Source organism: Micromonospora sp. NPDC048868 (genome assembly GCF_043198195.1).
GTDB classification, from domain to species: domain Bacteria; phylum Actinomycetota; class Actinomycetes; order Mycobacteriales; family Micromonosporaceae; genus Micromonospora; species Micromonospora reichwaldensis.
In genome coordinates this window covers 108,793-133,221 of record NZ_JBICUN010000006.1, presented here as the reverse complement: position 1 = coordinate 133,221, position 24,429 = coordinate 108,793, and the positions used below count along the sequence as shown (strand labels likewise).

The 24,429-nt window shown below is 74.6% G+C and carries 17 protein-coding genes and 2 pseudogenes; 8 read left to right on the top strand and 11 right to left on the bottom strand.

Annotated features, from left to right (window positions below; all coding sequences use genetic code 11):
- Positions 1-14: 14 nt before the first annotated feature.
- On the bottom strand, positions 15-533 hold the full coding sequence (locus ACGFNF_RS11905; RefSeq protein WP_357576418.1) for a peptidoglycan-binding domain-containing protein: 519 nt from the start codon (positions 531-533) through the stop codon (positions 15-17).
- Between the two features lie 66 nt (positions 534-599).
- Positions 600-1,472 (bottom strand): GNAT family N-acetyltransferase, encoded by an 873-nt coding sequence (locus tag ACGFNF_RS11900; RefSeq protein WP_357576417.1) that lies wholly within the window; start codon positions 1,470-1,472, stop codon positions 600-602.
- 123 nt (positions 1,473-1,595) lie between these two features.
- Between ACGFNF_RS11900 and ACGFNF_RS11895 the strand changes: the two genes are divergently transcribed.
- On the top strand, positions 1,596-3,218 hold the full coding sequence (locus tag ACGFNF_RS11895; protein WP_357576416.1) for an AMP-binding protein: 1,623 nt from the start codon (positions 1,596-1,598) through the stop codon (positions 3,216-3,218).
- A gap of 8 nt (positions 3,219-3,226) precedes the next feature.
- Here the strand turns inward: ACGFNF_RS11895 and ACGFNF_RS11890 are convergent, their stop codons facing one another.
- Positions 3,227-3,991 carry a BTAD domain-containing putative transcriptional regulator gene (locus tag ACGFNF_RS11890; protein ID WP_393167506.1) on the bottom strand — a complete coding sequence of 255 codons (765 nt, stop codon included), beginning with the start codon at positions 3,989-3,991 and terminating at the stop codon, positions 3,227-3,229.
- A 98-nt stretch (positions 3,992-4,089) separates the two neighbouring features.
- Between ACGFNF_RS11890 and ACGFNF_RS11885 the strand changes: the two genes are divergently transcribed.
- Both ACGFNF_RS11885 and ACGFNF_RS11880 read left to right on the top strand, forming a co-directional pair.
- On the top strand, positions 4,090-4,833 hold the full coding sequence (locus ACGFNF_RS11885; RefSeq protein ID WP_357576414.1) for an NUDIX domain-containing protein: 744 nt from the start codon (positions 4,090-4,092) through the stop codon (positions 4,831-4,833).
- A 17-nt stretch (positions 4,834-4,850) separates the two neighbouring features.
- A complete protein-coding gene (locus ACGFNF_RS11880) occupies positions 4,851-6,275 on the top strand; it encodes a 5'-methylthioadenosine/S-adenosylhomocysteine nucleosidase (RefSeq protein WP_357576413.1) in 1,425 nt (474 codons plus the stop codon).
- A 13-nt stretch (positions 6,276-6,288) separates the two neighbouring features.
- Here ACGFNF_RS11880 and ACGFNF_RS11875 read toward each other — a convergent pair whose 3' ends face one another.
- Positions 6,289-7,458, bottom strand: a complete 1,170-nt coding sequence (locus ACGFNF_RS11875) for an acyl-CoA dehydrogenase family protein (protein ID WP_357576412.1) — start codon at positions 7,456-7,458, stop codon at positions 6,289-6,291.
- Positions 7,459-7,708: 250 nt separating this feature from the next.
- Here ACGFNF_RS11875 and ACGFNF_RS11870 point away from each other — a divergent pair, with 250 nt between their 5' ends.
- Positions 7,709-9,136, top strand: coding sequence for a UDP-glucose/GDP-mannose dehydrogenase family protein (locus ACGFNF_RS11870; RefSeq protein WP_151457237.1), 1,428 nt, complete (start codon positions 7,709-7,711; stop codon positions 9,134-9,136).
- 162 nt (positions 9,137-9,298) lie between these two features.
- Positions 9,299-14,215, top strand: coding sequence for an SCO7613 C-terminal domain-containing membrane protein (locus ACGFNF_RS11865; RefSeq protein WP_357579078.1), 4,917 nt, complete (start codon positions 9,299-9,301; stop codon positions 14,213-14,215).
- Positions 14,216-14,578: 363 nt separating this feature from the next.
- Here ACGFNF_RS11865 and purE read toward each other — a convergent pair whose 3' ends face one another.
- Positions 14,579-15,070: a 5-(carboxyamino)imidazole ribonucleotide mutase gene (purE, locus tag ACGFNF_RS11860; RefSeq protein ID WP_311414331.1), complete on the bottom strand. Its 492-nt coding sequence runs from the start codon at positions 15,068-15,070 to the stop codon at positions 14,579-14,581.
- A complete protein-coding gene (locus ACGFNF_RS11855; RefSeq protein ID WP_393167502.1) occupies positions 15,067-16,248 on the bottom strand; it encodes a 5-(carboxyamino)imidazole ribonucleotide synthase in 1,182 nt (393 codons plus the stop codon). Before ACGFNF_RS11855 ends, purE begins: the two co-directional genes overlap by 4 nt.
- 88 nt (positions 16,249-16,336) lie before the next feature.
- On the opposite strand from ACGFNF_RS11855, the gene ACGFNF_RS11850 reads away from it, so the two are divergent.
- Positions 16,337-16,987, top strand: coding sequence for a pyridoxal 5'-phosphate synthase (locus tag ACGFNF_RS11850; protein ID WP_357579076.1), 651 nt, complete (start codon positions 16,337-16,339; stop codon positions 16,985-16,987).
- 22 nt (positions 16,988-17,009) lie between these two features.
- Here ACGFNF_RS11850 and ACGFNF_RS11845 read toward each other — a convergent pair.
- From ACGFNF_RS11845 to mca, 5 genes and pseudogenes are all read right to left on the bottom strand, one after another.
- Positions 17,010-17,735, bottom strand: a pseudogene (locus tag ACGFNF_RS11845) (hypothetical protein); the annotation flags it as partial.
- 71 nt (positions 17,736-17,806) lie between these two features.
- Positions 17,807-19,055 (bottom strand): annotated as a pseudogene (locus tag ACGFNF_RS11840) (thioredoxin domain-containing protein); the annotation flags it as partial.
- An 83-nt stretch (positions 19,056-19,138) separates the two neighbouring features.
- Entirely contained in the window at positions 19,139-21,607 is a 2,469-nt protein-coding gene (locus ACGFNF_RS11835) for a putative bifunctional diguanylate cyclase/phosphodiesterase (protein WP_393167800.1), read from the bottom strand.
- Between the two features lie 242 nt (positions 21,608-21,849).
- A complete protein-coding gene (locus tag ACGFNF_RS11830) occupies positions 21,850-22,143 on the bottom strand; it encodes a hypothetical protein (protein ID WP_132233496.1) in 294 nt (97 codons plus the stop codon).
- 48 nt (positions 22,144-22,191) lie between these two features.
- Positions 22,192-23,073, bottom strand: coding sequence for a mycothiol conjugate amidase Mca (gene mca, locus ACGFNF_RS11825; protein ID WP_366640744.1), 882 nt, complete (start codon positions 23,071-23,073; stop codon positions 22,192-22,194).
- Between the two features lie 191 nt (positions 23,074-23,264).
- Here mca and ACGFNF_RS11820 point away from each other — a divergent pair, with 191 nt between their 5' ends.
- Complete coding sequence (locus ACGFNF_RS11820; RefSeq protein WP_357579072.1) at positions 23,265-23,699, top strand: DUF4307 domain-containing protein; 435 nt, start codon at positions 23,265-23,267, stop codon at positions 23,697-23,699.
- A gap of 155 nt (positions 23,700-23,854) precedes the next feature.
- Positions 23,855-24,352 carry a transcription elongation factor GreA gene (gene greA / locus ACGFNF_RS11815; protein WP_132233490.1) on the top strand — a complete coding sequence of 166 codons (498 nt, stop codon included), beginning with the start codon at positions 23,855-23,857 and terminating at the stop codon, positions 24,350-24,352.
- The last annotated feature ends 77 nt before the right edge of the window (positions 24,353-24,429 follow it).

The window sequence follows — 24,429 nt, the reverse complement described above, 5'->3', positions numbered from 1 at the left end:
GAGGCCTACCCCCGTCAGCAGTGGTTGAAGTTCCCGTTGTAGTACTTCGGCCAGATCATCGCGGCCCGGGTGTTCGGCCCGTAGACGCCGTCCGCGCTGAGCCCGTGGATGCGCTGCGCGTTCCGTACGGCTGCGGCGGTCTGCGCGCCGTAGATGCCGTCCTTGCCGATGCTCTGGCCGTAGCAGCGGATCAACGCGTCCTGGAGTTTGTAGACGCCGTCGGTGGAGTGGCCCTGGGCCAGGATGCAGCCCGGCTGGTTGCCGTTGCGGGTGGTGCTCGGGATGGCGACGTTGAACGGGGTGCCGGGCCCGGTGACGTAGTCCGTCCAGCTCTGGCAGACGGCGGCGGTGGCCACCAGGTCACCGTCGGCCGCTCCGGGCTGCGGGGCGACCCGCTCGGGCGCGGTCCGCTCGGGGGCGACCGGCTCGGGGGCGGGTGCGGCGTGCGCGGCCGTCGGGGCGAGCAGGGCGGCGAGGCCGGTGGTCGCCCCGGCCAGGGCGAGCAGGGTCCGACGGCGGGACTGGGTGTGCATGGTGGGCTCCGATCTGTTGACGGATGGTGCCGGGCTATGCGTGGTGCGGTGTTGCCGGTGACACGGTCACGAGCCCGGGGCGCCGGGCTCGTCGCGGTAGACGGCGCAGAGGTACTGGTCCCAGTGACGGCCCGCGTGGTAGTCGTGGTCGCGCAGCATGCCCTCCACCCGGAAGAACCGGTCCTGGCCGCTGCTCACCTGAGGCCAGTTGAAGCCGGGAACCTCGAAATAGATCTTGTGCAGCGGGAACGTGTGGAACAGGTAGCGCACGAAACGCTCGACTGACCGGGCGGCCAGCCCCGCCCCGGTGTGCCCCGGGTGGAAGACGGCACCGACGTAGAGGTGACGCATGGCCGGGTCGGCGGCGTAGGCGACGACCTGGCCGATCGGCTGGCCGTCCTCGGCGCGGCGCGCGACGAACTGCACGAGCACCTGCCGCCACAGGTCCTCGACGAACCGGTCGAGCGACGGCGGCGCGCCCCGGTAACGCCACCGGAAGCAGGTCTCCGGCGTCGTCGCCAGCGAGTAGAGGAAGCCGATGTCGTCGGGTACGACAGCGGTCAGCCGGACGAGCCGGTCCGCGAGCACCGGCACCAGCGGGTCGGCCGCCGGTCGCGGGCGCGGCGGTCCCGGTGCCGTCGCGCCGACAGCGGCGGCCGCCCGCGCGTCAACGACCTGGATCGACAGGCCGGGAAAGCCGGTGGCCCGCTCGACCAGGGTGAGCACGTCCCCCACGCTGGCCGGCGGGTGGCCGGCGTCGAGCGCCACGCCGTGTTCGTCGAGCCAGGCCAGCAGGCTCATCATCGCCAGGCTGTCGAGGTGCAGCTGGTCGGCCAGTCGGGCGCCGTCGGCGAGTTCCGCGACGTCGCGGTCGAGCAGGTCAGCGAGCTGTTCGCGGTACGCCTCCCGGCGGTTGGTAACGAGGGTGTCGACCGTCATCTGCTGCGTCCCTTCTCCCGGAGTGCACCGCAGACGCTGGCCCCGGCCGGTCAGCGCCGCCTCACACCACTGTCAGAGCCGCCTCTGATCCGCCGCTGACCGGCCTCGGGCAGCGTGCGGGGCATGAGGACTGTGGTCGACTCGATCGTGGACCGCCCCGGCGACGGCACCCTGACCGTGCTCGCCGCGAACGGGGAGACGACGCGGCGGACCTGGGCGGAGGTGCACCTGTCGGCTCGCCGGATCGCCGGGGTGCTGCGCCGGGACGGGCTGGGCGCGGGCTGCCGGGTGGGACTGCTGGCGGACACCGGGGTCGAGCTGGTCGCGGCGCTCCAGGCGGTGTGGCTGATCGGCGGCGCGGTGACCGTGCTGCCCCTGCCACCGAGGGGCGGGCCCGGCCGGCACGAGCTGACCCGGGCCGTGGCGGCGGACGCCGGGTTCCATCTCGTGGTGGCCGCCGACGAGCTGCCTCCCGGAGCCGTCCCACCCGGTACGCCGCTGGTCTCGCTGGCGACCCTGATCCGCCGGGCGGCCGACGCGGCACCGGCGGCCGTGACCCGTCCGGACCCCGCCGATCTGGCCGTCGTGCAGTACACGAGCGGCTCCACCCGGCAGCCGCGCGGCGTGCCCGTCAGCCACGCGCACCTGGCGGCCAACCTGACGGCCATCCGGCACGCCACCGGCCACGAGCGGGACCACCCGGGGCCGCTGCTGAGCTGGTTGCCGCTCTACCACGACATGGGTCTGGTCGGCGCGCTGACGATGACGATGACGTGTGGCTGCGCCGCGGTGCTGATCTCACCGGCGGCGTTCGTCCGCCAGCCGGCGGTGTGGCTGGCCGCCGTACGGACCTACCGGCCGACCTGGTCCGGCGGACCGAACTTCGCGTACGGACTACTGACCCGGCTGCTGCGCCGGTCGCCGGAGACGGATCTCGGTTCGCTGCGGCACCTGGTGTCGGGGGGCGAACCGGTCGACGCGTCGACCGTGGCCGCGTTCCTGGACGAGGCCGCGCTGCACGGTCTCGATCCGCGCGTGTTCACGCCCGCTTACGGGCTGGCCGAGTCCACCCTCGCCGTGACCTGCCCGCCCCGGGGGCGAGGGCTGCGGGTGGACCGGGTGGATCCGGACGTGCTGGCGGAGCAGGGAGTCGCCGTGCCCGCGCCCGGGGGCGGCCGGCAGCGGGCGCTGGTCCGCCTCGGCCGCCCGGTTCCGGGGGCGTCGGTGCGGATCGTGGACCGGCGTACGGGCGCCGAGCTCGGCGAGCGCCGGGTGGGCCACGTCGAGGTCGCCGGGCCGTCGGTGGTCGGGCGGTACTGGGGTGAGCCGGCGGCGGCTCCCGGCGACTGGCTGCGCACCGGTGACCTGGGCTATCTCGTCGACGGCGAGCTGGTGGTCTGTGGGCGGGAGAAGGACCTGGTCATCGTGGCCGGACGCAACGTCCATCCCGCCGACGTGGAGGCCGCGGCGGCGGTGGTGCCGGGTGTCCGGGCCGGCGGGGTGGCCGCGTTCGGCGTACCGTCCCCGGGCGGCGAGCGCCTGGTCGTGGCGGTGGAGACCACGGACGCCCGGCCGGAGGTGCTGTGCCACGCGGTGCGGGCCGCCGTCGTCGACCGGGTCGGCGTCACCCCGGCGGACGTGTGCGCCGTGCCGCCGCGTCGGCTGCCGAAGACCACCTCGGGCAAGCTGCGGCGGGCCGAGGCGCGCCGGCTGTACCAGCGCGACGAGTTGGGGGCGGTGGTGTAAGGAAGGGCCTACCGCACGGCGGCTGTGCGGGTGGCGGGTTCCAGTTCCGGGTCGCCGCGCAGGATGGCCTGTTCGAGCCGGCGCAGCCGGACACCGGGGTCGAGCCCCATCTCGCGCGCCAGCGCCGACCGGGTCCGCCGGTACGTGGCCAGCGCGTCCGCCGTGAGCCCGCATCGGTGCTGGGCGATCATCAGTTGCGCCACGAAGCGCTGCCGGTACGGGTGTCGTGCCACCAGTTCCAGCAGGCCACCCAGCACCTGGATGTGGTTGCCGGCGTCCAGCTCCGCGTCCATGCGTTCCTCCTGGGCGGTCAGCCGTTCCTCGGTCAGCCCGCGCACCAGCCCGTCGACCGTCTCCGGCGGCCCCGTTCCGGCCAGCGCCGGGCCCCGCCACAGCGACAGCGCCCGGCGCAGGAGCCGGGCCCGGGCCTCGCCGCCGGGGGTGGTGTGCGCCTGCCGCACCAGGGCCCGGAACAGGTGGGCGTCGACGAGGTGCGGGTGCGCGGCGAGCAGGTAGCCGTCCGCGCGGCTCAGCACCTCGACCGATCCGCCGGTCGGGGCCGCGCGCAGGCGGGAGACGCTCACCTGCACCGCGTGCCGGGCGGTTCGCGGCGGCCCGGCGGGCCAGGTGAGGTCGATCAGCCGGTCCGTCGGGACCAGCCGGTTCGTCTCCAGGGCGAGCACCGCGAGCAGGAAACGCTGTTGGCGGGGCCCGAGTTCGAGCCGGACGCCGCCGCAGCACGCCTCCACCGGGCCGAGCAGCCGGATCTCCACGTCCGCCTCCGCTCACCGAAGGGTGACTTCATGTCAGACCGACGATAAGCGAGGCGACAGTTCGCGTCAATCTGACATTTTCTTGCTAGGCTGCGGCCATGGCACCCGCCGGCCCGGACATCGCGCCCCGCGTCGACCGTCGGCACGCGACCCTCCAGATCACCGTCGACCTGGTGATCATGACCGTTCGCCACGGCGCCCTGCACGTCCTGCTGGTGGAGCGGGGAAACGAGCCGCACCGGGGGCGGCTGGCGCTACCCGGCGGCTTCCTGCGCGACCGGGAGAGCCTGCGCGACGCCGCCAGACGGGAGCTGCTGGAGGAGACCGGCCTGGACGCGGACCGCCTGCACCTCGAACAGCTCGGCACCTACAGCGAGCCGGACCGGGACCCGCGCGGCCGGGTGGTCACCGTCGCCTACCTGGCCATCGCGCCCAGCCTGCCGGCACCGGTCGCCGGCACCGACGCCCGGCACGCCCGGTGGGAACCGGTCGACGTGGTCACGGTCACGCCGGCACAGCTCGCCTTCGACCACGACGAGATCCTCCGGGCGGGGCTCGAACGGGTCCGCGGCAAGCTGGAGTACACGACCCTGGCCACTGCCCTGTGCGGGGAGACCTTCACAATCGGCGAGCTGCGCCGGGTCTACGAGACGGTGTGGGGGATGCCCCTCGACCCGCGCAACTTCAACCGGAAGGTCACCGGCACCGAGGGCTTCGTCGTGCCGACCGGCCAGAAGCGGCAGCCAGCGACGGGTCGACCGGCGGCGGTGTACCGGCGTGGCCCCGCGACGGCCCTCTACCCGCCGATGCTCCGGGCGAGGATCACCACAGACAGCGACTAGCTTGTATCTTCAGGGTCATGCCGTCGCGCCCCGACTCCCCCGGCGGGCACGGCGTGGACGTGGTGTTCCTCACGGCCCTCGGCCTCGAACACGACGCGCTCCTCGCCCACCTGGTTGACGCCCGGCCGCGCGTCGACTCCGACGGCACCCACTACACCCTCGGCGACCTGCCCGGACGGGGCCCCGCGCCGCGTACGACAGTCGCGCTGGCGCTGGTCGGCGAGGGAAACCTCGCGGCGGCCGCGCTCGCCGGCCGGGCGATCCGCGGGTTCCGGCCCCGGGCGCTCCTGCTCGTCGGCGTCGCCGGTGGGCTCACCTCCGACGCGGTGCTCGGCGACGTGGTCGTCGCCACCCGGATCCATGCCTACCAGGGCGGCCGGCAGGAGGCCAGGCGGTTCCGGCCCCGGCCACGGGGCTGGCCGGTCTCGCACGGCCTGGAACAGCTCGCCCGCGCCGTGGCCCGGGACGGCGGGTGGTGCGGCGACGCGCCCGCACCCCGGGTGCACTTCAAGCCGATCGTCTCCGGCGACGTGGTGCTCGACTCGCGGGAGGCCCCGGTCGCCCGGCTGATCGCCCGGCACTACAGCGACGCGACCGCCATCGACATGGAGAGCGCCGGCGTGGCCGAGGCCGCCCACCGCTCGGACTTCCACCAGGTCATCACGATCCGCGGCGTCAGCGACGCCGCCGACGGCGGCAAGCGCCGCGCCGACACGGCGGGCTGGCAGCACCGGGCCGCCGCGAACGCCGCCGGCTTCGCGGTGGCACTGGCGCGGGCCGTCGGCGGTACGCCCCGGGTCGCCGACGGCCAGGGAGACACGCGGACCACTGCCCCGGCGTCCACCGAGCGGGCCCCGTCCACCGAGCAGGCGCTGTCCACGGCGCGCGCCCCCGGCACCTCGCGGCCGGAGCGCGCCCGCCGGCTCCCGCAGTTCCTCTCCGCCGCGGCCGTGGCTGCGGTGGCGATCCTGCTCTACCTGGGCGTCAGCACCGTCGTGCGGCGCGGCGACGGACCCGACGAACCGGTCGACACGAGCACCGGCACCTGGGCGCCGGCCCGCAGCGGGAGCGGCGTCCGGCTGGCGGACTGGCGCACCCTGGACCTGGAGACCGGGGACACCGCCGACTACGACATCGACGGCGTGGGCAACCTACCGGGCATGGACCTCGCCCTCTCCCACGACGCCAGCCGCCTGATCGCGCTGGGGCCGGCCCGGGTGGCGGTGCTCGACACGCCCGGCGAGGCCGCCGTCGACCGCTGCCTCGCCTCCGAGGAGTACGTCGACGGCCTCTACACCAACCTGCGCGAGCTGCTCAGCCAGGGCCGCGACGTGTGCGTACGCACCCAGGAGGAGAACCTGGCAATGCTCACCGTGCAGCGATCCCCGTCCGCCGCCTCGGCCCGGGTCGAGTTCCGCTACACGCTGTGGAAGCTCCGCTAGGTGTACTGACCCGCTAGGCCAGGCCCTTCAGGAGCTGACGGGCCATCACGATGCGCTGCACCTGGTTGGTGCCCTCGTAGATCTGCGTGATCTTGGCGTCCCGCATCATCCGCTCGACCGGGTAGTCCCGCGTGTAGCCGTAGCCGCCGAGCAGCTGCACGGCGTCGGTGGTGATCTCCATGGCCGCGTCCGAGGCGAAGCACTTGGCCGCCGCGCCGAAGTAGGTCAGGTCGGCGTCGCCCCGCTCGGACTTGCCGGCCGCGGCGTACGTCAACTGCCGGGCCGCCTCCAGCTTCATACCCATGTCGGCGAGCATGAACTGCACGCCCTGGAACTCGGCGACCGCCTTGCCGAACTGCTTGCGCTCCTGGACGTACCCCTTGGCGTAGTCGAGCGCGCCCTGGGCGATGCCGATGGCCTGCGCGGCGATGGTGACCCGGGTGTGGTCCAGGGTCTTCATCGCGGTGCCGAAGCCGGTGCCCTCGGCGCCGATCATGCGGTCCGCGGGGATCCGGACGTTGTCCAGGTAGACCTCGCGGGTCGGCGAGCCCTTGACGCCGAGCTTCTTCTCCGGTGCGCCGAAGCTGACCCCGGCGTCGGACTTCTCGACCACGAAGGCGGAGATGCCCCGGGAGCGGGCCGACGGATCGGTGACCGCGAAGACGGTGTAGAACTCCGACACCCCGGCGTTGGTGATCCAGCGCTTCACGCCGTTGAGCACCCAGTGATCGCCGTCACGCACCGCGCGGGTGGTCATCGACGCCGCGTCGCTGCCGGCCTCCGGCTCGGAGAGGCAGTACGAGAACATCGCCTCGCCCGCCGCCACCGGGGTCAGGTAGCGCTGCTTGAGCTCCTCGGAACCGGCCAGCAGCAGCGGCATGGTGCCGAGCTTGTTGACCGCCGGGATCAGCGAGGACGAGGCGCAGGCCCGCGCCACCTCCTCGATCACGATGGCCGTGGCCAGGGCGTCCGCGCCCGCGCCGCCGTACTCGACGGGGACGTGCGGTGCGTGGAAGTCGGCGGCCCGCAGCGCGTCGTATGACGCCTTCGGGAACTCGCCGGTCTCGTCCGCCTCGGCGGCGTGCGGCGCCACCTTGGCCGCACAGACCTCACGGACCGCCTCCCGGATCGCCTCGTGTTCCTCGGGCAACCGGTAGACGTCGAACGACTGCTCTGCGGCCATGTCGGCCCCTCCCCTTCACCGCTATCATGCGCAGTCTGTAGCGTCTCCTGACCGCCGACGGCGCAGACTGAAGGATAGCGGCCCGGTTCGGGGTCATGTTACCGCCGCGTAGCCTTGGACGTGGCGGAGCGCCGACGCCGCCCAGCGACGAAGGAACAGGCAGACGTTAGAGTCCCTCCGGTGCCCGCCCAGGCGCCGCAGCAGAACGCGACGCGACGACGCGACGCCAGCGCGAGCGGAGAAGACAGGCGTGACGATCCCGTACCCCAACACCCAGCCGATGCCCGCCATCGCCGCGGTGACGCCCCCCTCCGGCGCGCAGCGACCGCGGGTGACCTTCCTGGGCACCGGCTATCTCGGCGCGACCTACGCCATCTGCTACGCGGAACTCGGCTACGAGGTCCTCGGCTTCGACGTCGACGCCGACAAGATCGCCATGCTCAACGCGGGCGAGGTGCCGATCCACGAGCCCGGGCTCGACGAGCTGCTCAAGCGCAACCTGGCGGCCGGGCGGCTGCGGTTCAGCACGGACATCTCCGAGGTCGCCGACTTCGGTGACGTGCACTTCATCTGCGTCGGCACGCCGCAGCGCGCCGACGGGATGGGCGCCGACCTGTCGTACGTCGAGGCGTCGGTCACCAGCCTGGCCCAGCACCTGACCCGCAAGGCGCTGATCGTCGGCAAGTCGACAGTGCCGGTCGGCACCGCCGAGTGGGTGGAGCAGCTGGTCAGCAAGCACAGCCCCGCCGACCTGGGCGTCGAGGTGGCGTGGAGCCCCGAGTTCCTCCAGGAGGGCTTCGCCGTCGACGACGTGCTGCGGCCCAACCGGATCGTCGTCGGCGTCAAGAGCGAGTGGGCCAACGGCATGCTCTACGCCGCCCACAAGGGCGTCTTCGACCTGGCCGCCACCGAGGACCGCGAGGTGCCGCTGGTGGTCACCGACTTCGCCACCGCCGAGCTGGTCAAGGTCGCCGCGAACGCCTTCCTCGCCACCAAGATCTCCTTCATCAACGCGATGGCCGAGGTCTGCGAGGCCTCCGGCGGCGACGTCACCCACCTCGCCCGGGCCATCGGCTTCGACCCGCGCATCGGCAACCGGTTCCTCCAGGCCGGGCTCGGCTTCGGCGGCGCCTGCCTGCCCAAGGACATCCGCGCGTTCCAGGCCCGCGCCCAGGAGCTGGGCGCCGGGGAGGCGCTGCGCTTTTTGCACGAGGTCGACCTGATCAACCTGCGCCGCCGGACCCGGGTGGTCCAGCTCGCCGCCGAGCTGCTCGGCCGCCGCTCCGGGCCCGCCGGTCCGGACCTCTCCGGCACGCGCGTGGCCGTGCTCGGCGCGACCTTCAAGCCCAACACCGACGACGTACGCGACGCGCCGGCGCTCTCCGTCGCCTCGCTGCTGCGCAAGGCGGGCGCCGACGTGCACGTCTACGACCCGCAGGGCATGGAGCGGGCGCGCGCCGTGGCACCCGAGCTGGTCTACGAGCCCGGCATCAACGAGGCCGTGACCGGGGCGGACCTGGTCTGCGTACTCACCGAGTGGGCCGACTTCCGCAACGCCGACCCGGTGGCCCTCGGCGAGCTGGCCGCCGGACGCAAGGTGGTCGACGGCCGCAACTGCCTGGATTCGGCACTGTGGACGCAGGCCGGCTGGGAGTACCGCGGCATGGGCCGCCCCTGACGATCGACGACCGACGGCCGGTCGCGGAGCACGCTCCGCGACCGGCCGTTCGCCGTACGCGTGGACGATCTTTGCCCCGGACCCGCCGACAACTGTCGAAATCCGCGCCCACATTGGGCATGCTGCCAAGGTGGGAGTCCACAGTGCGGGTGGAGGGGTGTCGTGGCGAGCTTTCAGTGCTCCTCGTGCGGCCGGGAGATCAAACCGGCCGCCAGCTGCCCGCACTGCGGTGCGCACCAGCCACAGTGGGTCGAGCACCTGGCGGAGATCGAGCGCTCGATCGCGGAGATGAAGGCCCGCGAGGCCGCCATCGCCAGCGAGCAGCGGCAGATCGCCGCCAAGATGCAGGCCGCGCTCTTCCAGCGGGACATCCTCGCCCACGCCGGTGAGGAACGTCTCAAGCAGGCCACCCGCCCCCGTCGGGTGCTGCGCCGCAGGCCGGGCCGCCGGCCGCCCACGGCCGCCACCGGCGCCCCGCCCCGGGTCCCCCGGCAGGGCACCCCGGCCGGCCCCGAGGACCCGCCGCCGCCCCCGCCGTCGACCGCCACCTGGCTCGACGCCGACGACCCGGAGCACCCGCCGGAGGCGTCCTCCCGCGAGGTGCAGAACATCCCCCTCGGGCTCGGCGCGCTGCTGCTCGGGGTCGCCGCCGTGGTCTTCGCCGCCGTGGCCACCAGCTCGATGGACGCGCTGGCCCGGCTGGGCATCCTGCTCCTCGCGACGGTGCTGATGCTGCTCGCCCCGCCGGTGCTGGCCCGACGCGGGCTCACCTCGACCGCCGAGACCATCTCGGCGGTCGGCCTGCTCCTGGTGCCGCTCGCCGGCTACGCGCTGTGGGCGGTGGACCAAATCGGCAACGGTGGCGCCTCGGGCGCGATCTTCGCCGGCGTCATCTTCGCCGTCACCGCCGGCGTCTCCTTCGGCTACGCCGGCTGGACGGGGCTGCGCGCGCCCCGGTTCGCCACGGTGCTGGCCGCGCAGCCGGTGCTGCCGCTGCTGGCATCCGACCGGATCACCGGCCCGGCCGGCTGGGCCCTCGTGCTGACTGCGGTGGCCCTGCTCGACCTCTGGCTGGCCCGGTCCGCGGTCACCGTGGAGCGGCCGGTCCGCCGGGACCTGCCCGGGCCCTCGGCGACACCCGCCGGGTCCCCGGCGACGCCCCGGCAGCGCCGCGCCGACAGCCGGCCCGAGGGGGCGCCCGAGGAGGCCGGCGAGGTGGTCGACGGCGGGCTGCCGGCGCAGGAACGGGTGCCGGCCGCCCGCCCGGTGCCGTGGCTGCGCGAGCTGACCTGGGTGCTGCACGGGGTGGCGGTCGCCCTCGCCCTCGCGTACGCCGTCTCCGCCCTGCTCCGCGCGAGCACCGTGCCGGCCGCCACCGGGACCGGCGTGGTGCTGCTGCTGGCCGCCGCGGTGGGGCTGGCCGGGACGCTGGTGCTGCGCCGGCCGCCGCTGCCCGACCTCGGCGCCGGGATCTTCACCCTCGCCGTGATCGGCGCGCTGAGCCGGATCGCCTCGGTGGCGTTCCCCGGGCGGGCGCTGCTGCTGATCACGGCGGTCATCACGCTGACCGGGCTGGCCGTGCGGGCGGTGCCGGAGGCGGCCCGACGCGGGCCGCAGCTCGCCTCGGCGGTGGCGCTCACCGTCAGCGGGGTGGTGGTCGCCGGGGGCGCCCTGCGCGCCGGGGTCGCCCCCGTCCGGGCCGCGCTGCCGGCCTGGGCGGCCGACCTGGGCCGCTACCCGGCCGAGCTGTCGGCAGCCGTGGGACCGGCGGCCTGGCAGCTCGCCGCGAGCGCCTTCCTGCTGACCGTCGCCGCGGTGCTGGCCCTGCCGCCCGAGATCCGCCGGGAGTTCGCCGTGGTCGGCGCGGCGCTGACCGCGCTCGCCGTACCGGCGTCGTTCGGTCTCGGCTGGGCGGTGGCGCCCTGGCCGATGGTGCTGACGGCGGTCGGCATCGGGGTGGTCGGGCTCTCCGCCCGCACCGAACGCGCGGCGCTGGCGCACGCGGCGACCGCCGCCGGCGTCGGCCTGTTCGGCGCGGGCGCGGGACTGGCCCGGCCGGCGCTGACCACCGCGGTCCTGCTCACCCTGTTCGCCGCCGGAGTCCTGGTCGCCGTGGCGCCCCGGATGCGGCTCGCCCCGGCGGCGGCCGACACCGTATCCGCGTGGGCCGCCGGGGGCGCGGCGTTCGCGCTGCCGGGCGCGGTGGCCGCCTTCGTCGCCGCGACCGTGCCGGTCGACCCGACGCCGACCCCGGCGAGCCTGCGCGAGGTCACCGTCCCGGTGCTCGCGGCCAGCTTCCTGGCGGTCTGCGTCACCCTCGGGCACGCCGCCATCGTGCAGGTCTCCCAGCGTCGCATCCCGACGCCGCTGGCGGTGGGCACCGCCCTCGGCGCGGTCACGGTCACCGCCGCCGCGTTCGGGGCCCCGGGCGCCACCGCCGCCGACGCCTGGGTCGGCGGCCTGCTGCTCGTCGCCGCCGCGATGGTGGTGTTCGCCGGTCCCATCGACGCCGGCCGGCGCTCCGATCTCACCCTGGACGGCTCCGACCTGGCCGCCGCGGCGGTGACCGCCGCCCTGATCGCCACCCTGGCCCGGATCGCGGCCGTACTCGCCCCCGGCGGGCAGCTCGCCGTCGCCGCCGCGCTGGTGCTGGTGGTGGCCGTGGCCGCCCGGGCCATGCCGGAGGAGTGGCGACGGGGGCCGATCGTCGGCCTCGCCGTCGGCGGCGTGCTGATCGGGCTGCTGGCCGGCTGGAGCGCGCTGCGGGGCGGCCTGGGGGTGCTCGCCACCCCGGGCCCGATCTGGGCCGGTGACCTGACCGGTTGGCCGGCCGGGCCGACCGGTGGGTCGATGTGGCAGGCCCCGGTCGCGCTGGCCCTGCTCGGCGTCGCCGCCGCCGTCCTGCTGCCGCCACCGTGGAAGTACGACGTGTCGGGCGCGGCGGCCGTGCTCGCCACGATCGGCGCGCCGGCCGCCTTCGACCTGCCGTGGTGGTCGCCCGTCCTGGTCGGCGGCATGGTCGCCACCGTCTTCGGGGCCGCCGCCGTGGCCGCGGTCGACCCCCGCGCTGGCCTGTCCCGGGCGGTCGTGGCCGGTGTCGTCGCCCTGCACGCCGCCGGGGCGGGACTGGTCCGGCCGTGGACCACCGCGCTGGCGCTGGGCAGCATCGCGCTGATCGGCATCGTGGTGGCGGCGCTGGCCCGGTCGCTGGCCGTGCCGCTGGTGGAGGACATCGAGACCGAGGGGATGCCGCCGCACCTCGCCCAGATCGGGGGCGCCGCGGCCGGTGCCGCACTGCTCGCGTTCCCGGGCGCCGTCGCGGCGCTGGCGGCCGAGTTCGGGCGCCCGCCGGAGGTGCTGCTCACCGCCGCGTTGGCCGCGTCGAGCCTGGGCCTGGCGGCGGTGGCCGCCGCCCGGCGACGGATCCCGCAGTACCTGCCCTGGGCCAGCGCGGCGGTGGTCGGCGGCGCCACGGTGAGCGCCCTGGCCGCCGTCCCCGCCGGCATGCCCGTCGGCGTCTACGCCGCCGCGGCGGCCCTGCTCGGGGTGCTCGCCGAGCTGGTGCGGGGCGCGACGGAACCGCCGGTCGGCGCGGCCCAGCCGGTCCGGCGCTGGTCGGTGCTGCTGGACGGCGCGCTGCGGCGGCTGCCGGACGACGGCACGCGGCGCCGCTGGCGGGTCAGCCCCGCCGCCGGTGCGCTCGCCGCCGCCGCGCTGCCCACCGCCCTGGCGCTGGTGTCGATCGCGCCGTCCCTGGTCGTCGCCCTGGTCGACCCGCACCGCAGTCTGGGCCGGGTGTGGCAGGGGCCGCCGCCGGAGCTGCTCACCCCGCCACCCGACGCGGTCGACGCGACCCACGTGCTGACCGCGCTGCTGCTGACCGCGACCGCCGCGCTGGCCGCCACCGGCTTCAGCGGCGGGCGGCGCTCCCGGGCCGTGCCGGTGGTGCTGCCCGGTGCCGCCGTCACCCTGCTGATCACCCCGGTCTCGCTCGGCAACGGCTGGCCGGCGAGCACCCTGGCGGCGCTGTCCGTGTTCACCATCTCGATGCTGGGCCTGGCGCTCACCCCGCCCCCGCCGCTGGCCGAGCGGGCCCGCTCACTGCGGCTGGCCAGGGTGCTCGTCTTCGCCATCGGCCTGGCCGCCGGGAGCGCGGGCCTGGTCGGCGGCCTGGCGACGCGGGAGCTGACCCTGTTCACCCTGGGCGGCGCGGTCGGCGTCGGCGCGGTGGCCGCGATCTTTGGCACCACCCAGCGGGCGCGCATCCTCGGCTGGCTGTTCGCCTCGCTGATGGCGCAGCTCTTCGTGCTCACCGCCGGCCTGGTGGCCGGCCTCGCGGCCGTCTGGTCCGCGTTCGGCGTACTGGCGGTCGGCGCGGCCCTCCAGGTGTTCGCCGCGACCCTGCCCCGGCTGCGTCGCCCCGAGGCCCAGCGGGAGGCGGCCACCGTCGAGTGGAGCGGGTACGCCGCCGCCCTGATCGCCCTGGCGTTGGCCTTCGACTCGCCCCGGCACATCGCGGCGCTGCTGGCCGCCTGGGGTGCGGTGCTGGGCGTGGCGGCGACCCGACCGGGCCGCCGGCCGGTGGAGCGGCGCATCCTGTTCTGGGCGGTGGTGGTCTGCGAGATCGCCGCGTGGTGGATCCTGATGCGGGTGGCCGACGTGGCGCTGCCGGAGGCCTACACGCTGCCCTTCGCGGCGCTCGCCCTGCTCGTCGGCGTGCTGGAGTTGCGGCACCGGCCCGACCTGAGCAGCTGGGTCGCGTACGGGCCCGCGCTGGTCGCCGCGTTCGTGCCGACCCTGGCGATCGTGCTGGCCACCGACTCCAGCACGCTGCGCCAGGTGCTGCTGCTGCTCGGCGCCGTGGCCGTCCTCGTCTTCGGGTCGATGAGCCAGCAGCAGGCGCCGGTGATCGTGGGCGCCGCCGTGACGGCGATCGCGGCGGTGCACGCGCTGTTCAGCCTGGGCCCGTGGCTGGCCCTGATCCCCGTCGGCATCCTGCTGCTGGCGCTCGGCGCGAGCAACGAGCGCCGGCGCCGGGCCCAGGAACGGCTCCAGACGGCCCTGCGCGGCATGCGATGAGACCGGCGGGGCCCGTCCCCCGGCGGTCAGTTGCCACTGCTGGTTGGCACCGTCGAGAGGCCGACCGTTGGATCACCGATCCGGAGAACACGTAGCGTGACTTCTCGGCTCGACCGGGCGTATGCCCCGTCTCCCCTTTGCTCTGCACCCATTGATGCAACAGTCACCGCGCGTAGCGAATGCTTGAGGCGTCAACCACTGCGGCTTTGCGAAAACGCCAGTTCAGGACGCTGGTGCGCGGAGGTATGCAGAGCAAAGGGGCGAAGAAGGGGTTGACACCCCGAGCCGTCACCGTAACCCTGCGCAACCCCGGCATCCGTCACCCACAGCGACGAGCCCCAGAGTCCGGCCGACGCGGAAACGTCAGGCGAGGGAGGCGCGCAGGGCCGCGTCCTTCTCGGCGACCAACTGCTCCAGGTCGGCCTGGTAGGCCGACATCCGGTCGAGCAGGGCGCGGTCGGCGGCGGCCAGGATGCGGACGGCGAGCAGCCCGGCGTTGCGGGCGTTGCCGATCGACACGGTGGCCACCGGCACGCCGGCCGGCATCTGCACGATGGAGAGCAGCGAGTCCATCCCGTCGAGGTGCTTCAACGGCACCGGGACGCCGATCACGGGCAGCGGGGTGACCGAGGCGACCATCCCGGGCAGGGCGGCGGCGCCACCCGCCCCGGCGATGATGACCTTCAGTCCCCGGTCGGCTGCGGCGCGCCCGTAGTCGATCATCTTGATCGGCGTACGGTGCGCCGAGACGACCTCGACCTCGTACGGCACCTCGAACTCGTCCAGCACCTCGGCGGCGGCCTTCATCGTCGGCCAGTCCGAGTCGCTGCCCATGATCAGCCCAACGACGCTCACGCCCGCCCCTCCCGCAACCAGCGGGCGGCTCGCGCGGCCCGCGTCCGTACGTCGTCCAGGTCGTCACCGAGCACCGTGACGTGCCCGATCTTGCGGCCGGGCCGCACCTGCTTGCCGTAGAGGTGCACCTTGGCGCCCGGCTCGGCCGCGAAGAGGTGGTGCAGCCGCTCGTCGATCGACATGCCGCCCGGCTCGCCACCGAGGACGTTCGCCATCACCACCACGGGAGCGGCCAGCGAGGTGTCGCCCATCGGGTAGTCGAGCACCGCCCGCAGGTGCTGCTCGAACTGCGACGTGCGTGCGCCCTCGATGGTCCAGTGCCCCGAGTTGTGCGGCCGCATCGCCAGCTCGTTCACGACGATCCGGCTGCCCCCGGGCGCGGCCGGGTCGGCGACCTCGAACAGCTCCACGGCGAGCAGGCCGACCACGCCGAGCGCGGTGGCCAGGTCGATGGCGAGCTCCTGGGCGGCGACCGCCAGCTCCTCCGGCAGGCCCGGTGCGGGGGCGAGCACCTCGACGCAGATGCCGTCGCGCTGCACCGTCTCGACCACCGGGTACGCGGCGACCTGCCCGAACGGCGAGCGCGCCACCTGCACGGCGAGCTCCCGGCGCAGCGGCACCCGCTCCTCGACGATCAGCCGGGTGCCGCCGGCCAGCAGGGTCGTGGCCAGCTCCCCGGCCTGCGCCGCGTCGTCGACCATCCACACGCCCCGGCCGTCGTACCCGCCGCGGGCCGCCTTGAGCACGACCGGCCAGCCGATCTCGTCGCCGAACGCCACCAGGTCGGCGGGCTCGGCGACTCCTCGCCACGCCGGGTTCGGCGCGCCCAGCTCGCCGAGCCGCTCCCGCATGACCCGCTTGTCCTGGGCGTGCAGCAGCGCGTCGGCCGGCGGGAAGAGCTTCACGCCCTCGGCGGCCAACGTGCGGATGTGCTCGGTGGGGACGTGCTCGTGGTCGAAGGTGACCACGTCGCAGGCCTTGGCGAAGGTGCGCAGCGCGGCGAGGTCGGTGTGGTCGCCGTACTGGACGTCGGCGGCGACCAGCGCGGCGCCGTCGTCGGGGGCCAGCGCGAGCACGCGCAGCGACTGGCCGAGGGCGATCGCGGACTGGTGGGTCATCCGGGCCAGCTGGCCACCGCCCACCATGCCGACAACGGGCAGACCGGTACGGGAATCCATAGCGGCGCCAGCCTATCGGGACGCCCCGCCACCTGCGCCGCCGGATGGCGCATCGAACACCCACCGCCGCTGCTGAAAGGATCATGGCATGACGATTCGCAGTCTGCTCCGTGGCCTGCCGGTGCTCGCGCACGACATGCCGTCGTTCGATCCTGCCGCCGCCCCGGCCGAGCCGCTGGCCCTCTTCGTCGAGTGGATGGCCGCTGCGATCGACACGGGCGTCGACGAGCCGCACGCGATGACCGTTTCCACCGTCGACGCCGACGGCATGCCGGACGTCCGGGTGCTGATCCTTAAGGACCTCGACGAGGCCGGCTGGCACTTCGCCACCAGTTCGGCCAGCGCCAAGGGCCGTCAGCTCGCCGGGAACCCCCGGACCGCGCTCAGCTTCCACTGGCGCGAGCAGGGCCGCCAGGTCCGGGTGCGGGGAATCGCCTCCCCGGCGGACCCCGACGTCTCCCGGGCCGACTTCCTGGCACGGCCCGACGGGTCACGGATGGCCGGACTGGCCGGCCGGCAGAGCGACGTGCTCACCGAGCGCGCCGAGTTGGACCGCGAGCTGGCCCGGATCCGGAAGCGGCTGGCCGCCGATCCCGATCTGGTCGCCGAGACGCACACCGTCTACGCGGTCGCGCCGCACAGCGTCGAGTTCTGGCAGGCGGACGCGCAGCGCCGGCACGTCCGGCTGCGCTACCGCCGCACCGGCACGGGCTGGGAACGCGAGCAACTCTGGCCGTGAGCACCCGCACGGACCGGAGGCGTCAGCGCCGGCCGAGCTGGCCGACCAGGTCGTCCACCGTCGTCACCGGGCGCTCACAGACGAAACCCCGGCAGGCGTACGCGGTGGGCCGCCCGTCGACCATCGGCCGGTCGGCGAGCAGCGGCACCCCGGGCTGGCCCGGGCGGCCCGCCACGATCACCGCGCCGGGCGGGGCGTGCCGGTGTGCCGCCGCGACCAGCGGGTCCCCGGCCGGCTCGTCGGTGACCACCGCGATCTCGTACGGCCCGGAGAGCAGCGCCTCGCCGACGGTGGCCGCGTAGCCGGTGAACCGGGCGTGCCGGCCGACGATGGGCGCCACGGTCGACAGGGCGGCCTCGGCGGCCTCCCGGTAGCGGGTCTCCCCGGTCAGCGCCGCGTACGCGACAAGCGCCGCGACGATCGCCGAGCGCCCCGACGGGGTGGCGTTGTCGGTGGGGTCGGCCGGTCGGCTGACCAGGCGTTCCGCGTCGTCGGCGGTGTCGTAGAAGGCGCCGCCCGGCGCGGCGAACCGCTCCAGCGCGACGTCGAGCAGTCCACCGGCCAGTTCCAGCCAGCGCCCCTCGCCGGTGAGCTGGTGCATCGCGCAGAACGCCTCGGCGACGCAGCCATAGTCCTCCAGTACCCCGGCGGGATCGCCGACCACCCCGTCGCGGGAGACGCGGCGCAACCGCCCGTCGACGATGTGCACCTTCGCCAGGTACTCGGCGGCGTCGCGCATCGCGCCGTAGGTGCCGTCGGCGACGCTCTCCAGCGTCTGCGACCCCTCGTCGGGGCCCGCCGGACCGAGCGTGTCGGCCATCCGGTTGAACTCGGCGATCGCGGTGATGGCCAGCCCGTTCCAGGCGGCCACGACCTTGTCGTCCCGGGCGGGCTGCGGCCGTGCCCGGCGCGCCTCGAGCAGCCGGCCGACGACGTCCTGCCAGCGCTGTCGCACCGCCGGGTCCGCGTCGTCCACGTCCCGGGCGAGCCGCAGCACGCTGGTGCCGTGCTCGAAGCTGCCGGCCTCGGTGACGGCGAAGAGGTCGGTGGCCCAACGGCCGTCCTCCTCCCCCAGCACCTCGACGAGCTGGGTCGGCGTCCAGGCGTAGGTCGCCCCCTCGACGCCCTCGGTGTCGGCGTCCAGCGCCGAGGCGAACCCGCCGCGCGGCATATTCAGCTCGTCGGCGAGGAACCAGGCGGTGTCCTGCGCGACGCGGCGGGCCAGCGGATCGCCGGTCAGGCGCCAGAGCTGGGTGTACGCCCGCAGCAGCAGCGCGTTGTCGTAGAGCATCTTCTCGAAGTGCGGCACCGTCCAGTGCCCGTCGACCGAGTAGCGGGCGAAGCCGCCGGCGAGCTGGTCGTAGATGCCGCCCCGGGCCATCGCCTCGCAGGTGTGCCGGGCGATCTCCAGGCTGCGCGGCGAGCCGGTGCGCTGGTGGTGCCGCAGCAGGAAGAGCAGGTTCATGTGCGGCGGGAACTTCGGCGCACCGCCGAAACCGCCGTTCACCTCGTCGTACTCCTTGGCGAGCTGGTCGGCCGCGGCGTCGAGCAGCGCGGCGTCCAGCGGCGCGGTGGGCCCGCCCACGGCCTGCGCGCCGCCGATCGCCTCGACCACGGCGGCGCCCTGCTGGACGACGGCGTCGCGCTGGTCCCGCCAGGCTGCGGCGACCGACTGGAGCAGCCGGACGAAGTTCGCCCGGGGAAAGTAGGTGCCGCAGAAGAACGGGGTGCCGTCGGGCGTGGCGAAGACGGTCATCGGCCACCCGCCCTGCCCGGTCATCGCCTGGGTGGCGGTCATGTAGACGGCGTCGACGTCGGGGCGTTCCTCGCGGTCCACCTTCACGCAGACGAAGTCGTCGTTCATCAGGGCGCCGACCTGCTCGTTCTCGAACGACTCGTGGGCCATCACGTGGCACCAGTGACAGGCGGCGTAGCCGACCGAGATGAGCACCGGCACGTCCCGGCGCTTCGCCTCGGCGAACGCCTCGTCGCACCAGGGCCACCAGTCGACCGGGTTGTCGGCGTGCTGGAGCAGGTACGGGCTCGTGGCGTCAGCGAGTCGGTTCACCCGACGACCATAACCACCCGGTGACGCGCCCGCCCGCGCTCCGACGTGGACCAGTCCTCCCCGGGCCGTGCGGCGGGCTCGGGTCAGGAGGCCCCGTCGGCGCGCAGCGGGAAGACGTTGGGACGGGCCTCGTCGAGCAGGGTGCCGAGGACCGCCCCGATCTTGTCGGCCGGCATCGGCTTGAAGAAGTGGTAGCCCTGGGCGGCCGTGCAGCCCAGCTCGGCCAGCGCGAGGCGCTGCTCGGCGGTCTCCACGCCCTCGGCGACCACCCGCAGCCCCAGCTCGTGGGCGAGGCCGACGGTGGTCCGTACGATCGCCGCCGCCTCCGGGGAGTCGGCCATCCGGATCACGAAGGAACGGTCCACCTTCAGCTCGTCCACCGCGATCCGGGTGAGGAACGTCAGCGACGAGAAGCCCGTACCGAAGTCGTCGACGGCGAGCTGCACGCCCATCGACCGCAGCGTGGCGAGCACCTCGTCGATGACCTCCAGCTCGCTCATCACCACCGTCTCGGTGATCTCCAGGACCAGCCGGTCCGCCGGCACCTGGTGCCGGCGCAGGGCGTCGGCGATCTCGGTGGGCAGGCGGGGGTCGAGCAGGCTGCGCGCCGACAGGTTGACCGAGATCGGCACGTCGAGCCCGTCGCGGGCCCAGCCGGCGGCGACGGCGAGCGCCTTGTCCAGCACGTAGCGGGTGAAGGTGCCGAGCTGCTCGCTGTTCTCCACCGGGCGGATGAAGTCGTGCGGCCCGAGCCAGCCCCGGCGCGGGTGCCGCCAGCGGATCAGCGCCTCCACCCCCGTCGGGGCGCCGGTGGTCAGGTCGACCGCCGGCTGCAACGCCAGCACGAGCTGGTCGTCGGTCTTCAGCGCCTCGCGCAGCTCCGCCAGCAGGGCCAGCTGGTCGGTGCTGGCGGCGTCCCGGGCGAAGTCGTACGCGGCGACGCTGCCGCCGCCCTCCTTGGCCTGGTACATGGCGATGTCGGCCCGGCGCAGCAGCTCGGTCAGGTCGGCGGTGCCGGCGTCGGCGACCACCACCCCGACGGAGACCTCGACGGACATCCGCACCCCGGCCACCTCGGTCGGCGCGGCGAGCCGCTCGGCGATCTCGCGGGCCTGCCGCAGCGCGTACGCCATCGGGGCGGCCCGGTCGCCGATCACCGGGACCGACGTCAGCAGCAGCGCGAACTCGTCGCCGCCGAGGCGGGCGAGCAGGTCCCCGGGGCGGGCGAGGGCGCCCAGCCGGTTGGCGGTCAACCGCAGCAGCTGGTCGCCGGCCGCGTGCCCGAGGGTGTCGTTGACCTCCTTGAACTGGTCGATGTCGAGCAGCAGCAGCGCCACCGGGTGGTCGTGGGCGAGCTGGCGCAGCGCCTGGTCGCCCTTGCTGAGCAGGGCCGACCGGTTCACCAGCCCGGTGAGCTGGTCGTGCACCGCCTCGTACGACGAGCGGGCGGTGACCAGGCGCAGCTCGCGGTGGGTCGCGGCGTCGTGCAGCGCGGCGGCGAGCGCGTCGCCGAACGCGGCCACGGCGTCGCGTTCCCGGGCGTTGGGGGGCGCGCAGCGCGGGAACCGGACCCGCAGCTCGCCCACCCGGGCGGCACCCACGGAGAGGGTACGCACCAGCTCGTGGTCCTCCGGCTCGGTCCGGCCGGGCGGTGCGACCTCCCGGTCGACCAGCTGGCCGCCCGGGTCGCCCCGGTAGCGCCGCCACCGGCCGTCGCCCCGGGCCACGTCGACGTCGACGAGTTCGGCGTTGAACAGGGTCAGCGCGCCCGTCACGGCGGCCGTGGCGACGCCCCGCTCGTCGAGCTGGTTGAGCGCGGCGGTGGCCTCGGCGAAGGCCCGCCAGGTGCGCCGTTCCTGGTCGGCGCGGAGCCGGTGCCGGTAGGTCTGCTGGAGCAGCCAGAGCGGCGGCGGGAGCAGCAGCAGCCAGCGCGCGTCGAGTTCCAGCAGCGCCACCACGACCAGGCCGACGGCCACGTTCCCGACGAACATCAGCAGCTTGCCCCGCAGCGCGGCGAGCAGCGGCGGCCCGACGGGGATGCCGTGCCGCAGCGCCAGGGTGGCGCCGCCGAGCCAGGCGGTGGCGAGAAGGTAGGTGACCGAGCCCGCGAGCACGGCCAGGGCGAGCGCCGGGGTCGGCGTCGCCAGCAGCGGCTCGCCGAGCACGGTGGTGACGGAGACGGCCAGGGCGGTGGCGGCGGTCAGCGACGCCGTGATCCGGACGACCTCCAGTACCGGCCGCCGATCGCCGAGCAGCGACATGGCCGACCAGGCGAGCGCGGCGCCGAGGAGCGCGGCGGAGGGAAGCCAGCCGGTGGGCGTCAGGTAGAGGCAGATGATCAGCGCGGCCTCGCCCCAGGTGATGCTCACCATCCCGGCGGCGGTGCGGAAGCGCAGCCGCGCCAGCTGGGCGACGGCGAACACGGCGACGGCGAGGCCGAAGCGGGCCGGCCCGCCGAGCGGGTCGTCGGCGGGAAGGTGGGTCGGGGCGCTCCACCCCAGCCCGGCGGCGACCAGCGCGGTCAGCGCGACTGCGGCGGTGAGCAGGAGCAGCCGCGCGGGGGTGCCCCGGGCTCCGACCCGGTCGGTCGACTCGCCGGCCCTGCCGGAGGTCACCGGGCCGCTCCGCCCGCGGGCCGCTCGCCGGGACGACGGGCGGCCGCTGGTGTGGTGGTCATCGGCGCCCCCTCCCGCGCACAGCTCGGGAACTCTTGGTCCCCCCGGCGAGAGGCTAAGGCAAACCCGGTGGCCGCAACAGGGGGCGACGACCGGGTTCGACGTGAATCATGGGCGGACTAGCCGTTGCGACGCTGCTGACGCCCGGTGGGAGCGGCGGAGGATGAATCCTGCGTCAGCGCACCATCTGTCGGATCGACGACTGCCGCGTCCGCCTGGTCGGGGGTCGCCGGCGGGCCCTGCTGGGGGAACCGGTCGGGCAGCCGACGCAGCCGGGAGTTCATGTTGCGGATCAGCAGGACGGTGGCGGTGGCCAGAACGAGGATGAGGAAGAGGCCCATCGGCCCGGCCAGGCCACCCGTGCGGGTGTCCCCGAAGTTGTTCTGGGCGAGCACCTCTGCGGCGGTCAGCATGGCGTTCCTCCGGTGTGCGGTTGGTGACCAGGGTAGCCCCGGCCCGGATCAGCGGGCATGGGCCGTCTCGCGCACCCCGGCGAAGAGGTCCGACTCGGGCAGCGGGCTGTCGACCAGCGAGCGCACCAGCTCGAAGTCCTCCGTCGGCCACGCCCGCCGTTGCAGCTCCATCGGCACCTGGAACCAGAAGCCGTCCGGGTCGATCTGGGTGGCGTGGGCGCGCAGCGCGTCGTCGCGGACCGGGAAGTAGTCGGCGCACTCGACCCGGGTCGTGATCCGGGGGCCCTTGTCGGGGCGGTCCTCCCAGCGCTTGATCCACTCCTCGTAGGGCGACGTCAGGCCGGCGGCGAGCAGCGTCTCGTGCAGCGCCATGATCTTGCCCTTGGAGAAGCCGATGTCGTAGTAGAGCTTGAGCGGCTGCCACGGCTCGCCCAGCTCCGGATAGCGCTCCGGGTCGCCAGCGGCCTCGAACGCGGCCACGCTGACCTTGTGGGTCATGATGTGGTCGGGGTGCGGGTAGCCGCCCTCCTCGTCGTACGTCGTGACGACGTGCGGACGGAACTGGCGCATCAGCCGCACCAGCGGGCCGGCCGCCACCTCGACGTCCTGGAGGGCGAAGCAGCCCTCGGGCAGCGGCGGCAGCGGGTCGCCCTCGGGCAGGCCGGAGTCGACGAAGCCGAGCCACGCCTGCTCGACGCCGAGGATCGCCCGCGCGGCGTCCATCTCCGCCCGGCGGACGTCGGCGATGTTGGCCCAGACGTCCGGTCGGTCCATCTTCGGGTTCAGCACGCTGCCGCGCTCGCCGCCGGTGCACGTGACCACCAGGACGTCCACGCCCTCGGCGACGTACTTCGCCATGGTCGCGGCGCCCTTGCTCGACTCGTCGTCGGGGTGTGCGTGGACGGCCATCAGTCGCAGTTGCTCTGCCAACGTCGGCGCTCCTCGTCTCTGGCCCCGGCGGACCCCCCGCGGGACCGCCCGGCTGACCTGCCGGAATCTTCCCCCCGCGCCGGGACCTGCCGGTGCCGACCTGTCATATTTGACGACGGGACGGGCTGGGAAGATGGAACTCTGCCATTCTTGCCGATGCCCCCGACAACGACGCCAGGAGATACCCGCCGGTGACCGAGACGCACGCCACACTTCCGCCGGGCGCGCCGGCCTTCCCGCCCGGCCGGTACGGCCGCCGCCGGGAGCCCGGGCGTCGCCGGCCGCTGCTGGTGGCGCTGCTGGTGGTCGCCCTGGTCGCGGTCATGACCCTGGTCGCGGTGCGGCTCTACCGGCAGTACGGCGACCCGAACTACGACGCCGAGGTGATCACCTACACGGGGATCACCGACAGCCAGGTGCTTGTCGACTTCCGGGTCACCCTGCCGAAGGGGGGCTCGGCGGTCTGCCTGCTGCGCGCCCGGGACCGCGACGGCGCCGAGGTGGGCCGGGAAGAGGTCACGGTGACCGCCCGCCCCGACCAGCGGCAGGCGACCGCGCAGCACCGGCTGGCCACCACCGCCCGCCCCTTCGTCGGCGAGGTGCTGCGCTGCCGGCCCGCGGGCTGAGCGGCCACGGCGCGGGCTCGGGCGCGCGGCCCGGACAGCCTCGGCGGCCCGGGCACCGGGGGTACCGCCGGTGTTCGAGCGCGCCCTGTGTCGTACCGCACTGGTAACTTGGAAGTTCACCTGTCAGCCAGCACGCACGAACGAGGAGAACGCCTGTGTCCACTGGCAACGAGGCGCCCGCCACCTGGCTGTCCCAGGACGCGTTCGACCGGCTCCAGGGCGAGCTCGACGAGCTGATCGCCAACCGGCCGGTCATCGCCGCCGAGATCAACGCCCGCCGCGAGGAGGGCGACCTGCGGGAGAACGGTGGCTACCACGCCGCCCGCGAGGAGCAGGGCAAGGCCGAGGGGCGCATCCTCTACCTCAAGGAGCTGCTCCGCACCGCCAAGGTGGGCGGGGCGCAGGCCGCCGACGCGGTGTCGCCCGGCATGGTCGTGACGATCTACTTCGACGACGACAAGGACGACACCGAGACCTTCCTGCTCGGCTCCCGGGAGATCGCCTCGACCACCGAGCTGACGGTCTACAGCCCGGAGTCGGCGCTGGGCCAGGCGATCCTGGGCGGCCGGGCCGGCCAGACCTGCACCTACACCGCCCCCAGCGGGGCCGACATCAAGGTGACCGTGGTCAGCTTCGAGCCGTTCTCCGGCTGAGCCCCCGCCGCCTGGCCGGAGCGGCCCGGGCTGGCGACACGGCCGCCCGAGCGCCGATCCGGCCGGGCGGCGACGAC